The organism is Nocardia sp. NPDC050717, assembly GCF_040654275.1.
GTDB lineage: Bacteria > Actinomycetota > Actinomycetes > Mycobacteriales > Mycobacteriaceae > Nocardia.
Window position 1 is genome coordinate 75,554 of sequence record NZ_JBFAHR010000007.1, and the last position, 19,676, is coordinate 95,229.

Annotated in this window: 3 protein-coding genes; 1 reads left to right on the forward strand and 2 read right to left on the reverse strand. The window is 72.7% G+C overall.

The window, feature by feature from the left end; genetic code table 11:
- Positions 1-60 precede the first annotated feature (60 nt).
- Positions 61-1,098, forward strand: coding sequence for a fused (3R)-hydroxyacyl-ACP dehydratase subunits HadA/HadB (locus AB0H56_RS16170; protein WP_357163137.1), 1,038 nt, complete (start codon positions 61-63; stop codon positions 1,096-1,098).
- Here the strand turns inward: AB0H56_RS16170 and AB0H56_RS16175 are convergent, their stop codons facing one another.
- Together AB0H56_RS16175 and AB0H56_RS16180 are read right to left on the reverse strand one after the other, a co-directional pair.
- Positions 1,099-3,288, reverse strand: coding sequence for a molybdopterin-dependent oxidoreductase (locus tag AB0H56_RS16175; protein ID WP_357163140.1), 2,190 nt, complete (start codon positions 3,286-3,288; stop codon positions 1,099-1,101).
- A 122-nt stretch (positions 3,289-3,410) separates the two neighbouring features.
- On the reverse strand, positions 3,411-19,535 hold the full coding sequence (locus AB0H56_RS16180; RefSeq protein WP_357163143.1) for an amino acid adenylation domain-containing protein: 16,125 nt from the start codon (positions 19,533-19,535) through the stop codon (positions 3,411-3,413).
- Positions 19,536-19,676: the final 141 nt, after the last annotated feature.

The following is a 19,676-nucleotide window of genomic DNA, read 5'->3' on the forward strand; positions in this document are numbered from 1 at the left end:
TATCGCGGTGAGTCCGCTAGCCTGCCGGGTGTCCGTTCCCCGAACGAAGGTGATCTCAAAGTGACTTCCGTGGTCGATGCCCCTGATATCGCGTCGAAGGTAGGGCATTACTACCGGGTCGACGACGTCTACGAGGTCGGCCGGGAGAAGGTCCGCGAATACGCCAGGGCGGTACAGGATTTCCACCCCGCGCACTGGGAGGAGGAGGCCGCGACCGCGCTCGGCTACCGCGGGCTCGTCGCCCCGCTGACGTTCACCTCCATCCCGGCGATGGCGGCCAACCGTGCGCTGTTCGAGTCCGTGGTCACCGGCTACGACATGTTCGTGCAGACCGAGCAGGTCTTCGAACAGCACAAGCCGATCGTGGCCGGTGACCGGCTCGTGGTCGACGTGGAACTGTCCTCGGTGCGCCGGATCGCGGGCAAGGACCTCATCACCGTCACCAACACCTTCGCCGACGAATCCGGCGAGACCGTGCACGTCATGCACACCACCGTCGTCGGCATCACCGGTGACGGCGTCGACCCCGCGATCACCGCCGCCGTGGAGAACGTGATGGTGCACGGGGTCAAGGTGTTCGGCAACGGCGACGCCGCCACCGAGTACGTGGAGACGCCGCTGCGTCCCGAGGGTGAACTGCGGCTCTCGGCCGAGGGCACCACCCGCGCGCCCGGTACGACCCTGTCGTTCGAGGAGCTGACCGTCGGCGCCGAACTCCCGATCCGCGAGGCGCGGCTCTCGCGCGGCGATCTGGTGAACTACGCGGGTGTCTCCGGCGACGGCAACCCGATCCACTGGGACGCCGCCATCGCCGAGCTGGCCGGGCTGCCCGACGTGATCGCGCACGGCATGCTCACCATGGGTCTGGGCGCCGGTTTCGTCTCGGCGTGGTCGGGCGATCCGGGCGCGGTGACCCGCTACGGCGTGCGCCTGTCGAACATGGTGATCGTCGACAAGCAGGCCGGTGGCGAGATCGAGTACACCGGCCGGGTGAAGTCGATCGATCCCGAGACCCGCTCGGCCGTGATCGCGATCGTCGCGAAGTCGGGTGGTCGCAAGATCTTCGGCCTGGCGACCACCACGCTGCGGTTCCGCTGATCAGTGCGGCGCGGCCACCGCGGCCGCGCCGTGCCCGGTGGGCGTCGCCCGGACGGGTCCGACGCGCACCCAGGTGTTGTTGACCGCCGCCGCCCCCGACAGCGGGTCGGCGCGGTCGGGATCGTGCAGCAGATTCACGTTCACGCCCGGATGCGCGGCGGCCACCTGCCAGCCGACGCCCGCGCCGAGATGGCCCCAGCCGTGCGGGACCGCGACCACCCCGGCGCGGATGTCGTCGCTGATCTCCACAGGCGCCACGATCGCGCCGACCGGGGATTCCACGGTGGCCGGATCACCGTCGGCCAGACCGCGTTCGGCGGCGTCGGCCGGGTGCATGAGGACGGTGCAGCGGTCACGGCCCTTGACCATCGTTTCGATGTTGTGCAGCCAGGAGTTGTTGCTGCGCAGGTGACGGCGCCCGATGAGCTGCAGGTCGTAGCCGGAGACCACGGTGGTGTCGGTATCGGCGAGGACGGCGCGCACCGCGCTCAGGAAGTCCGGCGGCGACAGGTTCACCCTGCGGTCCTTCGTGCCGATCAGCTCGCGCAGGCGGGGCACCAGCGGGCCTAGGTCGACGCCGCCGGTGGCGGCGCGAAGACGGGTGACGGTCAACCCTTTCCGGCCCTTGCGCAGCACACCGTAGGGGCCTGCCGCGATGGCTGCCGCGGTCAGGCGCAGCGGGCTGAGCTGATCGAGCAGGCCGGTGAGCGCACGGCCGGTGAACCGGCGCGCGGGCAGCGGTGTCAGTTCGGTGATCAGGCGGGCCAGGATCTGCCAGTCCTCGAGCCCGTCCGCGGGCGGGGTGAACACGGCGGCGTCGAAGCGGGCGTTGTTGCGCACGCTGAACACGGGGAACAGCAGGTTGAGGTCCTCGCGCTCCAGCGGGGAGACCGGCGGCAGGATGATGTCGGCGTGCCGGGTGGTCTCGGTGACGTACATGTCGACCGCGACGTAGAAGTCGAGGGATTCCAGGGCGTCGTCGAGGCGGCCACGCTGCGGAGTGGACAGGACCGGGTTGCCCGCGTAGGTGATCATGGCCCTGATCCGGTCGGGTCCCTCGGTGAGGATGTCCTGGGCCAGGGCCGACACCGGCAGTTCGCCGCGGAAGGATTTCCTCGTGCCGGATCGGTCGGTCCACGCGCCGTGGCCCATGGGCAGGTATTTGCCGTAGCGGGCGGCGTCGACGGGCGGGGTCGCGAACATCTGCCCGCCCGCGCGGTCGAGGTTGCCGGTGACGGCGTTGATCGTGTTCACCAGCCAGTGCGTGAGGGTTCCGGTGACCTGCAGGCACACCCCGATCCGCGCGTAGAGCACGGCCGACCGCGCGGCGGCGTGCTCGCGGGCCAGGGCGCGGATGGTGTCGGCGTCGACGCCGGCGTGTGGCGCCATCCGTTCCGGGGTGGTCGCCTCGACCAGCCGGACCACCTCGTCGAAGCCCGAGCACTGCTCGCCCACGGCCTGCGGGTCGCACAGGTCTTCCCCGATCAGCACGTGCAGCATGCCGAGCAGCAGGAACACGTCACCGCCGGGCCGCACCGCCACGTGCTGGTCGGCCAGGCGCGCGGTCTCGGTGCGGCGCGGGTCGATGACGACGACGGTGCCGCCCCGCCGACGGACCTCGCTGATGCGGGTGCGCGCCCCCGGCATGGTGGTGATCGAACCGTTGGACACCGCGGGGTTGGCGCCCAGGATCACCAGCCGGTCGGTGCGGTCGATGTCGGTGACCGGCATGAGGACGTTGGCGCCGAACATCCGCCAGGCGACGAATTCCTGCGGGAACTGGTCGATCGAGGAGGCGGTGAAGAAGTTGCGCGTGAGCAGCGCCACGCGCAGGGCCACGGCGTAGAGCACCGAGGAACTGTGCGCGGCCGGATTGCCCATGTACATGCCGATGGCGCTGGGGCCGTGCGCGTGCCGGACCGCGCGCAGGCGCTGCCCGATCTCGCGGAACGCCTCGTCCCAGCCGATCGGTTCGAAGGCGTCGCCGACCCGGCGGACCGGGGTGCGCAGCCGGTCCGGATCGTGGTGCAGGCCGCCCATGGCCGTGGCCTTCGGGCAGATGTAGCCCTTGGACAGCACGTCCTCGGGATTGCCTTCGATCCGGGTGACCCGCTCGTTCGCGACCGTCACCAGAATCCCGCAGTGCGCCTCGCACAGTGTGCACTGCCGGGCGATCGTCTTCGTGTCCACGCTGACCCCATCCTTCGCCGAACCGCTCGATCCACGCTAGCGCGGTCGGCCCGCCCGAAAGATCCGACCACGGTCGGAGATTCAGCCGATCACCGTGGTGGCGTGCCGCGGATACGGCCGGGTCACCACCGTTGCCGCAGCGTGGCAGCGATGACGCGCAGGGCGGCGTCGTCGGTCATGTGCCAGTGCGTGGCGTCCACGGGCTGGTTGTGCACCGGGCCCGTGACCGCCGCGGTCCAGGACGCGGCTCCCGTCGAGCCGATCGGATCGTCGTGGGCGGCGGTGAAATAGGTGAGGGCACCGTCGAACACGCGCGGGCGGTAGGCGGCGTCGAGGGCCACCGAGGCGATCGCGGCGTCGACGATCCGGTCGAGCCGGGCCGGATCGAGCGCGACCTGGGGCGCGGAGCGTTCGCACAGCTCGCGCACCAGGTGCCGCGGGTCGAGAGCCCCCGCGGCGTCGTCGCCGGCGAAGCCGCCGAGCAGATCCGCCGCGGTGACGACACCGACGGTGTGGTCGGCGCAGGCTGCGGTCAACCGGGAGTCGAGCATGGCCAGCAGGGCGACCTGTTCGCCTTCGTCCTGGAGTTGCACGGCCATGGCGTGGGCGATGACACCGCCGAGGGACCAGCCGAGCAGGTGATAGGGGCCCTCGGCCTGCACTTCCCGGATCTGCTTGACGTAGAGCCGGGCCAAGTCCTCGATCGAATCCGGCAGCGGCTGCGCGGAGTTCAGGGCCGGTGACTGCAGCCCGTAGAGCGGACGGTCCGGGTCGAGGTGGGCGGCCAGGCCTCCGAAGGACCAGGCCACGCCGCCGATCGGGTGCACACAGAACAGCGGCTCGCGGGCACCCGAGGGGCGCAACGGCAGCAGCACGTCGAAGGCGGTGTCGGCGCTCTCGGCGGCCTGCGCCGCGACGATGCCTGCCGGGGTGGGCGCGGTGAAGATCGCGGTGACCGGCACGGTGGCCCCGAGTGCGCCGCTGAGCCGGGCCGCGAGCCGGGTGGCGCTGAGGGAGGTGCCGCCGAGTTCGAAGAAGTGGTCGTCGAGCCCGACCCGATCCACCCGCAGGACCTCGGCGAAGATGTCGCACACCCGCTGCTCGACCTCGGTGCCCGGCGCCCGGTAGGCACGGACGGCCAGGTCGGGCGCGGGTAGCGCGGCGCGGTCGAGCTTGCCGACCGAGGTCAACGGCACCGCGTCGAGGACGACGACGGTGGCGGGCACCAGGTGCGAGGGCAGCGCCCGCGCGGCCCGGTCGAGCAGGTCGGCGACGACGATCTCGTGCCCGGGCTCGGGCACGACATAGGACACCAGCACGGTCGCACCGGCCTGGTTCTCCCGGCCCACCGTGACCGCGAAGCCGACATCGGCGTGTTCGGCGAGCACGGCATCGATCTCGGCGGTTTCGATGCGGAAGCCGCGGATCTTGAGCTGGAAGTCGGTGCGCCCCCGGTATTCCAGCTCACCGCCGGCGGTCCACGCCGCCAGGTCGCCGGTGCGGTAGAGGCGGGCGCCCGCGCGGAACGGGTTGGCCACGAATCGTTCCGCGGTGAGGTCGGGGCGGTCGAGGTAGCCCGAGGCGAGCTGGGTCCCGGCCAGGTAGAGCTCACCGGGTACCCCGGCGGGGACGGGCCGCAGGCGCGCGTCCAGCACATAGACCTGGCTGTTCCACACCGGCCGCCCGATCGGGACGGTCTCGGTGTCGCTGTCCGACACCCGGTGGCTGGTGATGGACACCGCGGCCTCGGTGGGCCCGTACACGTTGAACAGGGCGGTGCCGGGCGCGGCGGCGGTGAATCGGCGCACCAGGGCGGGCGGCAGCGCCTCCCCGATCGCGAGGACCCGCCGCACCGCGGCCGGGAACGGGACCGTGAGCAGGGCGTCGAGCATGGACGGCACCGTGTGCAGTGTGGTGACGCCTTCGCGGCGCATCAGCTCGGCGAGGTGGTGCGGATCCCGATGACCATCGGGTGCGGCCAGCACCAGCCGTCCGCCGCAGACCGCGGTCGACCAGAACTCCCAGACCGACAGGTCGAAGCTCGCCGCGGTCTTCAGCAGCACCGCGTCCTGTGCGGTGAGTCCGAATTCCGCTGTCTTCCAGCGCAGTTGGTTCACGATCGCGGCATGGGAGACGGCGACGCCCTTCGGGCGGCCGGTCGAGCCGGAGGTGAAGATCACGTAGGCGGTGTTCGCGGCGCGCAACGGCGCGATCCGGTCCGAGTCGGTGAGCGGGTCGGGCCGGTGCCGCGTCAGGTCGAGCCGGTCGACGGTGAGCACGGCGTTGCCCGGCGCGGTGAAGCCGGTCGCGGTGTCGGTGAGGACCAGCAGGGGGACGGCGGTGTCGAGGATGTGGGCGTGCCGGGCCGCGGGCTGGTCGGGGTCGATCGGCACGTAGGCCCCGCCCGCCGCGGCGACCGCGTACATGGCCACCACCAGGGCGGGGCCGCGGCGCAGCGCCAGCGCGACCCGCGTCTCCGGGCCCACCCCGGCGGCGACGAGATGGCGGGCCAACCGGTTCACCCTCGCGTCCAGCTCCGCGAAGCTCCAGCGGGTGTCGCCGGCGACCAGGGCGAGTTGTTCGGGGACCGCGGCGACCGTGTCGGCGAACAGCGACCCGAGCGTGGCGCGGGGATCGCCCTGGCGGGCGGTGCGATTCCAGGTGTCGAGGATGGTGGTCCGCTCGGCGGGGGCCAGGACGTCGACGGTGTGGATCGGCGCGGTGGGGTCGGCGGTCACGGCGGTGAGGAAGCGGGTGAAGCGGTCGAGGAACCCGCGCACGGTCGCCGCGTCGAACAGGTCGGCGGCGAAGGTGCAGTGGCCGCTGATGCCCGCGGGGGCACCGTCGGCGTCGTAGCTGTCGGCCAGGATCAGGTGCAGGTCGAACTGGGACAGCGCGCGGTCCAGTTCCACCGACGACACCTCGATGCCGGGCAGATCCATGCGCACCGTGGCCAGGTTCTGGAACGACAGACCCACCTGGAACAGGGGATGCCGGGCCGTGGACCGGGCCGGGTTGAGCACTTCCACGAGTTGTTCGAACGGGATGTCGGCGTGGGCGAAGGCCCGCAGGTCGCTCTCGCGCTGCCGGGTCAGGTGCGCGCCGAAACCGGCGTCGTGGTCGACCCGGGTCCGGAAGACCAGGGTGTTGACGAACATGCCGATCAGGTCGTCGAGCGCGGCGTCGCCGCGGCCGGCGACCGGGGTGCCGATGGCGATGTCGGTGGTGCCCGCCAGCCGGGCCAGGACCACGGCCAGGGCGGTGTGCACGGCCATGAACAGGGTGGCGCCGTAGGCGCGGGCCAGGTCGGTGAGCGCGGCGTGGGTGGCGGCGTCGAGCGTGAGCGGCACGCGGCCGCCCGCGTAGGTCTGGATCGCCGGGCGCGGCCGGTCACGGGGCAGGTCGAGCTGGTCGGGGAGCCCGGCCAGTTCGCGGCGCCAGTAGGCGATCTGTTCGGCCGCCGTGGACGTGGGATCGGTGTCGTCGCCGAGGAGCACCCGCTGCCACAGCGCGTAGTCGGCGTACTGCACGGGCAGCGGTTCCCAGCTCGGCGCCGTGCCCTGCGCGCGAGCGGTGTAAGCGGTGACCAGGTCCCTGGTGAGCGGTCCGCCGGAGAAGCCGTCGCCGCTGATGTGGTGCACCGTCATCGCCAGCACGTGCGCGCCGGGCGCGACGCGGAACAGGCAGGCGCGCAACGGCACTTCGCCGGTCACGTCGAACACTGTCGACACCAGCTGTGCCACCGCCGCCTCGGTGTCGGTGACGGTCTCCACCCGCAGCGTCGGCACGTCGGGGTGGTCCGGCGGGAGGATCACCTGCACGGGCGCCTCGTCGACGGACGGGTACCGGGTGCGCAGGATCTCGTGCCGGGCAACGACATCGCCGAAGGCGCCGGCCAGCGCCTCGGTGTCGAGCGCACCCGTCAGGCGCAGCACGATCGGGATGTTGTAGGCGGCGGTGCGGGTGTCGAACCGGTTGAGGAACCACATGCGCTGCTGCGCGGGCGACAGGGGGATCCGGTCGGGGCGTGCCGTCGCGCGCAGGGCGGGTCGGCGGTCGGCACGGGTCAGACGCGCGAGCTCGGCGGCGCACGCGGCGACGGTGGGGGCGGCGAACAGCACCCGCACCGGCACCCGCAGATCGACGGCCGCGCCGAGGCGGGCGGTCAGGCGGGTGGCGAGCAGGGAGTTGCCGCCGCGGTCGAAGAAGTTGTCGTCGGCGCCGACCCGGTCGACACCGAGTACGTCGGCGAACACCGCGGCGACGGTGCGTTCCAGCGCGGTCGACGGTTCCCGGTAGGGGTGCGCGGTGAAACTCGGCGCTGGCAGGGCGGTGCGGTCGAGTTTGCCCACCGCCGAGAGCGGGATCCGGTCGAGCACGACGATCGCGGCAGGCACCAGATGCGCGGGCAGCAGTGCCGAGGCCCACCCGGTGACGGCGGCGGGATCGATGTCGCTGCCGGTCACATACGACACCAGCACGGTCTCCCCGGCGGGGTTGGGGGCACCGACGGTGACGGCGACCCCGATCTGCGGATGCCGGGTCAGGACCGCGTCGACCTCGCCCGGTTCGATGCGGAAACCGCGAACCTTGATCTGGAAGTCGGTGCGCCCCAGGTATTCCAGCTCCGGGACGTCGCCTGCCCGCACCCAGCGGACCTGGTCGCCGGTGCGGTACAGCCGTTCACCCGCGCTCCACGGATTCGCGACGAACCGTTCCGCGGTCGTGGCAGCGCGGCCGTGATAGCCGCGGGCCAGGGCGGGCCCGGCCAGATACAGCTCGCCGGCGACACCGACGGGCACCGGATGCAACCGGACGTCGAGGACGAGGGCACGCACGCCGGGAACCGGGCGCCCGATCGTGACCCGCTGTCCCGCACGCAGACTGGCGTAGGTGGCGCCGATGGTGGCTTCGGTCGGACCGTAACCGTTGAGGAAGTAGCGCCCGGGTTGCCAGGCGGCCAGCAGATCGGCGGTGCTCGCCTCACCGCCCGCGGACACGCACACCAGATCGGGCAGGGCCGCCGGGTCGAGGGTGCCGAGCAGGGCGGGGGTGATGATCGTGTGCGTCACGCGTTCGGCGCGCAGCAGGTCGTCGAGGTCGGCTCCGCCAACGGTGTCCGGTGGCGCGATCACCAGGGTGGCGCCGCGGTGGAATGCGGTGCCGATCTCCTCGATGGACTGGTCGAAGCTGGGCGAGCACACGTGCAGCATGCGGTGGTCGTGGCGCAGACCCATCAGGTTGGACGAGTGCGCGACCAGGGCGCCGAGGCCGGCGTGGGTGACCACGACACCCTTGGGCAGACCGGTGGATCCGGAGGTGTAGATGAGGTAGGCGGCGTGGTCGTGGCGGATCGAGGCGCGCCGGTCGCGGTTGCGCACCGGGGTGCAGGCGCGCGCGGCGACGTGGGCGCGCACGTCGGCGTCGTCGAGCAGCAGCCACCGCACGGCGCCTGCGTGCGCGGGCCGGTGCGTGGCGAGGCTGACGCCGTGGGTGGCGCCGGAGTCGTCGAGCATGTGCCGGACCCGGTCGGCGGGGTAGGTGGGGTCGACCGGCAGGTAGACGCCGCCGGCTTTCGCGACGGCCCAGAACGCCAGGATCGCCTCGTACGAGCGGGGGATGGCGACGGCGACCACGGTTTCGGGTCCGACACCGTCGGCGATGAGGACGCGTGCCAGGCGCGCGGAATCCTCGTCGAGGGTGCCGTAGGTGATCTCGCGGCCGTTGTCGCGCACCGCGATCCGCTGCTGGCCGTAGCCGGTGCCGCGCACCAGGATCTCGGGCAGGGTGCCGGTGACCGGCGGGGTGGCGCCGTCACCGAGGTGCGGCAGCGCCGCGGCTTCGGCGTGGTCGGTCAGCGGCAGGTCCCCGACCGGGATCTCGGGGCGCCGGGCGGCGGCGGTGAGCAGCAGCACCAGGCGCCGCAGCAGGTCGGTCACGGTGGCGTCGTCGAATACCGCTCGGGCGTAGTCGATCTCGACGGTCGAGTGGTCCTCGGGAACGGTGATGACGAGGTCACCGGCCTGGTCGGGGCCACCGAGCGAGACCTGGGTCAACGCGGCGGGATCCGCGAGCCCGAGCAGGGCGGACAGTTCCGGCAGCGAAGGGCCGAGGTGCGTGCGCGCCTCGCGTTCGCTGTCCCGCGCGCGGGACAGCAGCTCGTGGAACGGGGTCGCGGGGTCGACGAGGGTGCGCAACGGCAGCGGGCCGGGGGCCGTGACGAGGATGTCGTCGCGGCCGGTGAGCCGGGCCAGCAGCACCGCGGTCGTCGTCCTGATCAGCGTGTGCCAGCTCACGCCCGCCGCGTCGGCGAGCGCCCGCGCATCCTGACGCGTGGCGGGCGGTACCGGCTGCTGTGCGCGGCCGCGGCCGTCGCCGTCCCCGTGCTGCCCGGGCAGTACGAGGCGGCCGGGCAGATCGGCCAGGGCGTGCCGCCAGTAGCGGGCGTGCCCGATCGGGTCGGCCACCGCGGCCGGACCGGCGAACGGGTCCGTCACGGGCGTGGCGATCAGCTGCTCGAGCGCGGTGCGGAGCCGGTCGGTGACGGCCCGCGCGGTCACCTCGGCGACGAGATCGCGGCGGTACTTGATCTGCACCCGGGTGCGGGCGCCGAGGAACACCAGCACCGTGATCGGGTAGTGGGTGTGGTCGGCGCCGCGCAGGTCCTCGACGCGCAGATCGTCGAGCGCGCCACTGGCCGCCCGCAGCCCCTCGACATCGACCGGATAGGACTCGAAGGCGAGCATGGTGTCGAACAATTCGCCCTGCCCGGCCACGCGCTGGATCGCGCCGAGCCCGAGGTGATGGTGATCCAGCAGCGCGGCCTGTTCGGCCTGCACCGCACGGACCAGCAGGCCCGCCGTCGCGGCCGTGACCCGCACGCGCACGGGCACCGCGTCGACGAACAGGCCGATCATGTCGCCCACGCCGTCGAGCTGCGGCGGCCGCCCCGAGATGGTGGCGCCGAAGACGACCTCGTCACGCCCGGTGCTCGCGGCCACCACCAGCCCCCACGCGGTCTGGAACACGGTGTTCGGGGTGACCTCGGTCGCGGCGGCGAAATCGGTCAGCGCGGCGGTCGCGGCGGTGTCGAGGTCGAATTCGCACAGCCCGAAACCGGTGCCGGTCGCCGGGGGCCACCGCAGCTCGGGTGCCAGTGCGGTCGGGCGCACGCCGGTGAGCGCCTGCGACCAGGCGTGTTCGGCGGCGGCCCGGTCCTGGCGGGTGAGCCAGGCCAGATAGTCGCGGTACGGGCGCACGGCCGGCAGCGGGGCCGCGTCACCGCCGGTCGCGTACAGGACCAGCAGTTCCTTCATCAGCAGCGGCATCGACCAGCCGTCGAGCAGGATGTGGTGGCCGGTCAGGACGAGCAGGCTGCGCCCGGAATCGGTGCGGTACACCGTGAATCGCAGCAGCGGCGCGATCGTGGGATCGAAGACCGTGCGCTGATCGGCGGCCAGCAGCTCGGGGATCGCGGTGTCGGCGACCTCGGTCACCAGGCGCACGGGAGCTTCCACACCCTCGGCCACCACCTGCACCGGGATGCCCTCAGCGGTGGTGACGAAGGCGGCGCGCAGATTGGCGTGCCGGTCGAGCACGGTCTGGGCGGCCCGCCGCAACCGGGCGAGGTCCAGCGCACCGGTCAGTTCGGCGACGAGCTGGATGACGTAGGCGTGCACCGATTCCTCGAGCAGTTCCCCCAGCGCCAGCAGCGAATGCTGCAGCGGCGAGAGCGGCAGCACCTCCGACAGTCCGGGGTGGGTGTGGCGCCAGCGGTCGAGGTCGTGCTGGGTCACCGGCACCAGGGCGACATCCGACGGTGTCAGCCCGCCCGCCGACGGATCACTCAGGTGCGCGGCGAGCGCGGTGAGCTGCGCGGTCCATTCCTCGGCGAGTTCGCGGACGGCGGCGTCGTCGAGAATGCCGGTGGCGTAGCGGAATCCGGCCTCCAGGCAGGGGCCCGACGCGGTGGTGACGGCGATGGCGTTGATGTCGAGGACGGCGTTCGCCGGCAGGTCGGGGCCGTGGTCGACGGCGATGTCGCCCAGGTCGCCGGTGGGCAGCCAGGCGTTGTCCGCGCTCTCGGCGCCGGTCCCGGCCCGGCCCAGATAGTTGAAGCCGATCTGCCCGATCTCGCCGGGGAGCCGGTGCGGCCGATCGGGGTCGTGGCGCAGCAGCCCGAACCCGATGCCGTGGTCGGGCACCGCGAGCACCTGCTCCTTGACGGTGCGCATCGTCGCGGCGAGTGTCTGGGCGCTGCCGTCGGCCGCGACCCCGGACAGGTCTAGAACGAGCGGATAAACGCTGGTGAACCAGCCGACGGTCCGTGTCAGGTCCGCGCCGGGCACCACGTCGTCGACGCGGCCGTGGCCCTCGACCCGGAGACGGACGGTGTCGGCGGCGATCCCGCGGCGGGCACGCCACTGGCGCACCGCCACGGCGAGCGCGGCCAGCAGGGCGTGGTCGGGGCCTGCCCGGTAGGCGGCGGGCAGGGTCGTCAGCAGCGTGTCACTCACCTCGACCGGCACCCGCACCGTCAGCGAGCGCGTGCTCGCCTCGGTGTCGCGGGTCCGGTCGAGCGCTCGGGCACCGAGGAGCGGATCGGGAGTGTCCAACACCCGCCGCCAGTAGTCGAATTCGGCGGAACGGTCGGCCTCGGCCAGGCCGTGTGCCCAGCGGCGGAACGAGGTCGCGACCGGGGCCAGGGTGATCGGCCGACCGGCGCTGTACTGCGCCCACGCGAGCACGAGATCGGGCAGCAGGATCCGCCACGAGACCCCGTCGATCGCGTAGTGGTGCGCGGCCACGGCCAGCACATCCTGGGCGTCGGCGCGGCGCACCCAGGTGCAGGCAAGCATGCGGCCCGCGGCCGGGTCCAGCGCCGACAACGCGGAATCCATGGCGGCGCTGCCGAAACGGGTGAGGTCGGGGCCGTCGGCGTGGCCCGCGTCGAGTTCGCCCACGAGCTCGTCGGCGTCGACGGCACCGGGCGCGAGCACCTCCCAACGCCACTGGTCGCCGTCGTGCCACAGGCGCGAACGCAACATGTCGTGGTGGGCCAGGACGGCGCCGAGTGTGGCGACCAGCCCGGCCCGGTCGATCCGCGCGGGCAGTGCGAGGACCATCGTCTGCGCGAACCGGTCGCGCGTCCCGTCGGCGAGGAATTCGACGAGCACCGGGGTCAACGGCACGGCACCGATTCCGCCGCCCGGCAGTTCGGTGAGCGTGGGCGCGTCGGTGCCGCCGGTGGTGGCGATTTCGGCGAGCCGGGCCACGGTGCGGTGTTCGAAGACGTCCCTGGTCGTGAACACCAGACCCGCGGCGCGCGCGAGCGAGACCAACTGGATGGACAGGATGCTGTCGCCACCGCGGGCGAAGAACGAGTCGTGCGCCCCCACCTCGGCGATGCCGAGCACCCGGGTGAACAGTTCGGCCAGCACGGTTTCGGTGTCACCGAGCGGTGCGCGGTCGCCGGCCGTGGCGAGGACCGGGGCAGGCAGCGCGCCGCGATCGAGTTTGCCGTTGGTCGTCAACGGCAGGGCGTCGAGGAGCACCACCGCCGACGGCACCAGCTGCGGCGGCAGGAGACCGGCGACGTACTCGATCAGATCCTCGGGGTCGAGCGTGTCTCCTTGGGCCGCAACCACATACGACACGAGGGTGATCGCACCGGCCGTCGTGGAGCGGCCCACCGTCGCCACGGCCGCAACGTCGGCCCTGGCGGCGAGGACCGCGTCGACCTCACCCGGCTCGATACGGAAGCCCCGCACCTTCAACTGGGTGTCGGCACGCCCCACATAGGTCAGCGCGCCGTCACGCAGGCGCACGAGATCGCCGGTGCGGTACATGCGCGCACCCTCGCCACCCCACGGATCGGCGAGGAACCGCGCCGCGGTCGTCCCGGGCTGCGCGCGGTAACCCCGCGCGACCGCGGGACCGGCGAGGTAGAGCTCACCGGTGACCCCCGGCGCGACGGGATGGAGCCGGGCGTCCAGGACCATCGCGTGCGTGCCGGCGACGGGCTCGCCGATCGTCACCGCGCCGCCTGCGGTGAGCTCGGCGTAGGTGGAGATGACGGTGGTCTCGGTGGGGCCGTACCCGTTGAGGTAGCGGCGGCCGGGCTGCCAGCGCGCCAGCAGGTCCGGGGTGGTCACGTCACCGCCCACCGACAGCACCCGCAGCGCGTCCAGGCCCGTCGGGTCCAGGGTGCCCAGCACCGCCGGGGTGATGATCGCGTGCGTCACCGACGCCTCGGCCAGCACGGCCGCGAGGTCGGGGCCACCCAGGATCTCGGCGGGCACCACGACCAGTGTGGCCCCGGTGGCGAACGCGCACAGCCACTCCAGGATCGAGGGGTCGAAGCAAGGGGAGCAGATGTGCAGGAACCGATCCTCGGCGCGCACCCCGTAGCGGCGCACCGCCTCGTCGAGCAGCGGGGCCAGCCCGGTGTGGGTCACCGTGACGCCCTTGGGCAGGCCGGTGGAACCGGAGGTGTAGATCAGATACGCCGGATGCGTCGGGCGCAGCGGGGCCTGCCGGTCACTGTCGGTGACCGGGGTGGCGGGGAAAGTGGCGCACGCCTGGTCGAGCGCGGGATCGTCCAGGCACAGCCAGTCCAGCTCGGCCGGTAGGTGGGTGCGGTGGGCGGTCGCGGTGAGGCCGAGTACCGCGCCCGAGTCGGCGACCAGGTGTCTCAGCCGGGCGGCAGGATAGGCCGGATCGATCGGGACGTACACGCCGCCCGCCTTGGCGATCGCCATCGCCGCGACCACCATCTCCGTCGATCTCGGCAGCGCGACCGCGACCGCCACCTCGGGTCCGACACCGCGCGCGATCAGCGCCCGCGCCCATCGTGAAGTGTGCTCGTCCAGTTCGCCGTAGGTCAGGACCCGGTCGCCCTCGCGGATCGCGATCCGGTCGCGCCCCCGGGAGACACCGCGGGTGAGCAGGTCGGGGAACAGGGCGGCGGGTTCGTCCTGGCCCGCGCGGACGGTGAGGGCGGCCAGTTCCCCGGCGCTGAGGACCGCCAGGTCACCGACCGGCGTGTGCGGACGTTCGAGCCCGCCGAGCAGCAGCCGCAGCATCCTGTCGGCCAGGACCGACAGCGTGGCGCGATCGAACAGCGCTGTGGCATAACCGAATTCGACGGCGATGCCCGCCGCGGGGTGCGTTCGCACGGTGAGCACGAGATCGCAGTGCGCGGCGTCCTCGCTGGTGCGATCCTCCGGCAGGATCATGACCCGGACCAGCGGCCGCGGCGCGTTCCAGCGCGCACGCTCATCCGGCGTCAAGCCCGCGGCCGGGCAGGCGCGTTCGGCCGCGGCCATCTCCCGCACCACCGCCTCGAAGGGCTGTCCACCCGGGATGCTTATTCGCACGAGCCGGGTGCCTTCGCCGGCGAACCCGATCGCGAGGTCGGTACCGCCCGACACCCGGGCGAGCAGCACGGCGAACACACTGTGCGCGATCGTGGCGACATCGACCTCGCGGTCGCGTGCGAATCGCTTGATCCGCGCGCACAATTCGGCGGGCAGGGGGATGCCTACGCGGCCGTCGATCGTCACCGGGGTCTGCGGGCGCGGGCGATCGGTCGGCAGCGCCGGTTCGGGCACATCGGTGAGCACGGTGCGCCAGTACGCGGCGCGCGCGATCGGGTCCGCGCGCCGGGCCAGCCGCGCGCGCAGATCCGCGACGGGCAGATCCGGACTGTCGACGAAGGCGTCGAGCACGATCCGCAGCCGCGCCGCCAGCGCGTCCGCGGTCGCGGCGGTGAGCCGGTCGCGCCGATACTGCAGACCCACCCGGATGCCCGCGCCCACCTCGACACCGACCGCGACCGGATAGTGGGTGGCGTTGGCCGCCACCACGTCGACGATCTCGAGCCCGTCCAGCGCGCCGTGCGCTTGCCGCATCCCCTCGTTGTCCACCGGATAGGACTCGAAGGCCAGCAGAGTGTCGAACAGCTCGCCGGCGCCCGCCGCGCGCTGGATCTCGGGCAACCCCAGATGATGGCCCTCGAGCAGCGCGACCTGCTCGGCCTGCACCCGTGCGGACAGGATCCGCAGCGACGCCCCCGACTCGGCACGCACCCGCACCGGGACGGTGTTGGCGAACAGGCCGACCATGGTGTCGACACCGTCGAGCTGCGGCGGCCTGCCCGACACCACCGCACCGAACACCACGTCCTCGGCGCCGACCGCCTCGGCCAGCACCAGCCCCCACGCGGCCTGGAACAGCGTGTTGACCGTGACCTCGTGTGCCGCGGCGACCGTCCCGAGCACCTCGGCCTCGGTGGGGGACCACTCGACCGTGGCCGTCCCGTGGCCCGGCTCCGGGTGCGCCGGCGGCGACACCGCCGCCGCCAGCATCGTGGGTTCCTGTCCGGCCAGCGCCTCGGCCCAGCCGCGCAGGGCCGCGTCGCGGTCCTGTCCGGCCAGCCAGCTCAGGTAGTCGCGGTAGGGGCGCACCGGTGGCAGCGGTGCGGGCGCGCCGTCGGCCGCGTAAGCGACGAGCAGCTCGCGCATCAGCAACGGCATCGACCAGCCGTCCACCAGCAGGTGATGCACCGTCAGCACCAGGTGTGTCCCGGTGTGACGGTAGAGGGTGAACCGCACCAGCGGCGCCACCGCCGGATCGAACCCGGCCTTCGCCTCGGCGGCCAGGAACTCGCTCGCCGCCGCGGGCTCGGTGTCGACCACCCGCCACGGCACCGCGACGGACTCGGCGACGAACCCGACCGGCGTCCCGCTCGCCGAGGTCCCGAACGAGGTGCGCAGGATCGCGTGCCGATCCAGCACCACCTGCGCCGCCCGGCGCAGCCGCGCCGTATCCACGTCACCGGCCAGCTCCACCGCCAGCTGCACCAGATACGGGTCCTCCGGCGACACCTGCGCCAGGAACAACAGACCCCGCTGCAGCGGCGCCAACGACACCACATCGACGAGGCCGGGACGTTCCTGATGCCAGCGGTCGAGTTCGTCCTGCCCGACCCGCACCAGCGCCACATCGGCCGGGGTGAGCCCGCCCGCGGCCGGACCACGCAGATGCTCGGCCAGCACCTCCAGTGCCGCCGTCCAGCATTCGGCCAGCTCCCGCACCGACGCCTCGTCGACGATCCCCGCCGCGTAGGAGAACGACGCCCGCAACCGCAGCCCCGCCTCGGTATCGGTGGCCAGCGCGTTCACGTCGATCACCGCCGCCGCGGGCAGTTCCGGATCCTGTCGCGCGACCGGCTCGCCCCACTCGGCCGTCGGCAACCAGCCGCCGGCGGCCGGATCGGCCGACACCTCACCCGCCGAGACCCGCCCCAGATAGTTGAAGCCGACCTGACCGAGCGAACCGCCGAGCACCTGCGCCGACCCGGCGTCGAGGTGACGGAGCATGCCGAAGCCGATCCCCTTGTGCGGCACCGCGAGCAGCTGCTCCTTGACCGCCTTCACCACCGCCGCGGTCGCCGCGCCAGCACGCCAGGCGTCGTCGAGGTCGACACCGCTCAGGTCAAGCGCGACCGGATACATGCTGGTGAACCAGCCGACCGTCCGCGTCAGATCCGCGCCGGGCACCGCCGAAGCCTCCCTGCCGTGCCCCTCCAACCGGATCCGGGTGGCCGGCGCGTCGACGCCACGGCGCGCACGCCACGTGCGCACCGCCAGCGCCAGCGCGGCGAGCAGACCGTCCTCGGCGCCGGCGCGATACCGCGTCGGCAACGCCGTGAGGACGGCCTCGGTGATGTCGGCGGGCACGGTGACGCTGAAGGTCCGCACGGTCGAGGCGGTGTCGACGGCGGGATCCAGCACGCGATCGCCGACGAGCGGGTCCGGCACGGCCAGCGCCTCGCGCCAGTGATCGAGTTCCTCGCGGCGCGCCGCCGCCGATTCGGTCAACCCGTGCGCCCAGCGCCGGAACGAGGTCCCCACCGCGGGCAGCACCACGGGCCTGCCCGCCGAAGACAGTGCCCACGCGGCGACCAGGTCCGACAACAGAATCCGCCAGGACACGCCGTCGATCACCGCGTGGTGGGCCGCCACCACCAACGCGCCGGGACCGTCGGCCCGGCGCAGCCAGGTGACGGCGAGCATGCGCGCGGCCGGATCCAACGCCGCCAGCGCGCCATCCATGGCCGACTCGGCGACCGCGTCGAGCGACGCCCCCGCCGGGACCTCGACCGTGGTGAGCAGGTCGCGCACGTCCACACTGCCCGGCGGCGGGGTCTCGAGCCGCCACTGTCCGTCGCGGAGCCCCAGCCTGGCCCGCAGCATGTCGTGGTGATCGACGACCGCGCCGAGCACCGCCACCAGACCGTCCCTGTCGATCGATTCGGGCAGGGCCAGCACCATCTGCTGACTGAACCTGCCGAACACCCGGCCACCCGCCACCATCGCGGCCAGCACGGGCGTCAACGGCAGCTCACCCACTCCGGCGCCGGGCAGCTCCGGCAGGTTCGCCACCGGCTCGCCACCGAGCACAGCGACTCGCGCCAGCCCCGCCACCGTGCGATGCTCGAACACCTGCTGCGGGGTGAACACGATCCCGGCCGCCCGCGCCCTGGTCACCAGCTGGATCGACAGAATGCTGTCGCCACCGGCGGCGAAGAACGAATCCTCCGCCCCCACCCGCTCCACCCCGAGCACCTGCGCGAACAACTCCGCGATCCGCGTCTCCACCGGACCGTACGGCGCCCGCGACCCCACCGCACCGAACACCGGCACGGGCAGCGCGCCGCGATCGAGCTTCCCGTTCGGCGTCAACGGCAACTCGTCGAGCACGACCACCACGGTCGGCACCATGTGCCCGGGCAGCGCGGCCGCGACGAACTCGGTGAGCCGCGCCGTGTCGACCGAAACACCTTGCCGGGCGAGGACATACGCCACCAGCACCGTCGCCCCGGACTCGGCCCGCACCCCGACCGTGACCGCGAAGTCCACCTCCGGATGCGCGGTCAGCGCCGCGTCGATCTCCCCGAGCTCCACCCGGAAGCCACGCACCTTCACCTGGAAGTCCGCCCGGCCCAGGTACTCCAGCTCACCCTCGGCCGTGCGGCGCACCAGATCACCGGTGCGATACATGCGCGCACCCTCCGCCCCGGCGAACGGCGAGGCCACGAACCGGTCCGCCGTGAGAGCCGGCCTGCCCAGATAGCTCTGCGCCAGCGCCGGACCCGACAGATACAGCTCACCGGCCACCCCCACCGGAACCGGCCGTAATCGGGCATCCAGCACCACCGCGCCGACCCCGGCGAACGCCGCGCCGATCGTGATCGGCCGCCCCGGCGCCAGCTCCGCGCTGCCCGTCGCCAGAATCGTCGCCTCGGTCGGCCCGTACCCGTTGAAGAACGCGCGCCCCGCGCCCGCCCACCGCGCCACCAGGGCGGGACCGAACGCGTCACCGGCCACGACCACGACCCGCACCGCATCCAGACCGCGCGGATCGACCGACTCCAGCGCCGCGGGCGTGATCATCAGGTGCGTCACCCGCTCCCGGCCCAGCAGATCCGCCAGTTCGGGACCGCCGAACACCGACGGCGGCGACACCACCAGCCGCGCCCCCGCCTGGAAGGTCACCAGCAGCTCGAGCACCGATACGTCGAAGCTGGGGGAGCACACGTGCAGCACCCTCGACTCGGCATCCACCCGGTAGCGCTCCCGCGCCGCCGCCACCAGCGCGCCCAGACCGGCGTGGGTGACGACCACACCCTTCGGGCGCCCCGTCGACCCGGAGGTGTAGATGACATAGGCGGGATGCTGCGCGCTCAGCGGGCGGACGCGGTCCAGGTAGGAGACCGGATGCGCGGGCAGCTCGGCGATGCCCGGGTCGTCCATCGACATCCAGGCGATCCCGTCGCCGAGCTGATCGGCCCACGCCGCGCAGGTCAGCCCGAGCACCGCCCCCGAATCCGCCACCAGGAAAGCGATCCGCTCCGCGGGCAAGCCGGGATCGACCGGCACATAGGCCGCACCGGCCTTGGCGACCGCCCACACCGCGAGCACCGACTCGACCGACCGGGTGACACCCAGCGCCACCACGTCACCGGGACCCACACCGCGCGCGATCAGCGCACGCGCCAACCGCGAGGACCGCTCGTCGAGCTCGGTGTAGGTGAGCTCGCGGCGCACACCGCCGGCGGGGGACCAGACGAGCGCGATGCGGTCACCGGCGGTATCGACCGCGGCGGTCAGCAGCTGTGTGAAGAGTGGGCTGCTCGCCTTGCGATTGCCTCGACCACGCGCCGCACGACGAACCTCACCCATCCGAGCACTACATCCTTCACCTGTCCGGGCCCACGGTGTCGTGATGATCCATGAACCCTGTCGGATTCTGGGCCTACCGGGGGTGGACCAGGTCGAACAAGCTGAAAGGAGTCGATCTCGGGGCGTTCGGCGACCATGACA

What these genes read in the sequence shown, in the direction of transcription:
- AB0H56_RS16180 (WP_357163143.1), bottom strand. Translation starts at nt 19,535, where the DNA reads ATGGGTGAGGTTCGTCGTGCGGCGCGTGGTCGAGGCAATCGCAAGGCG.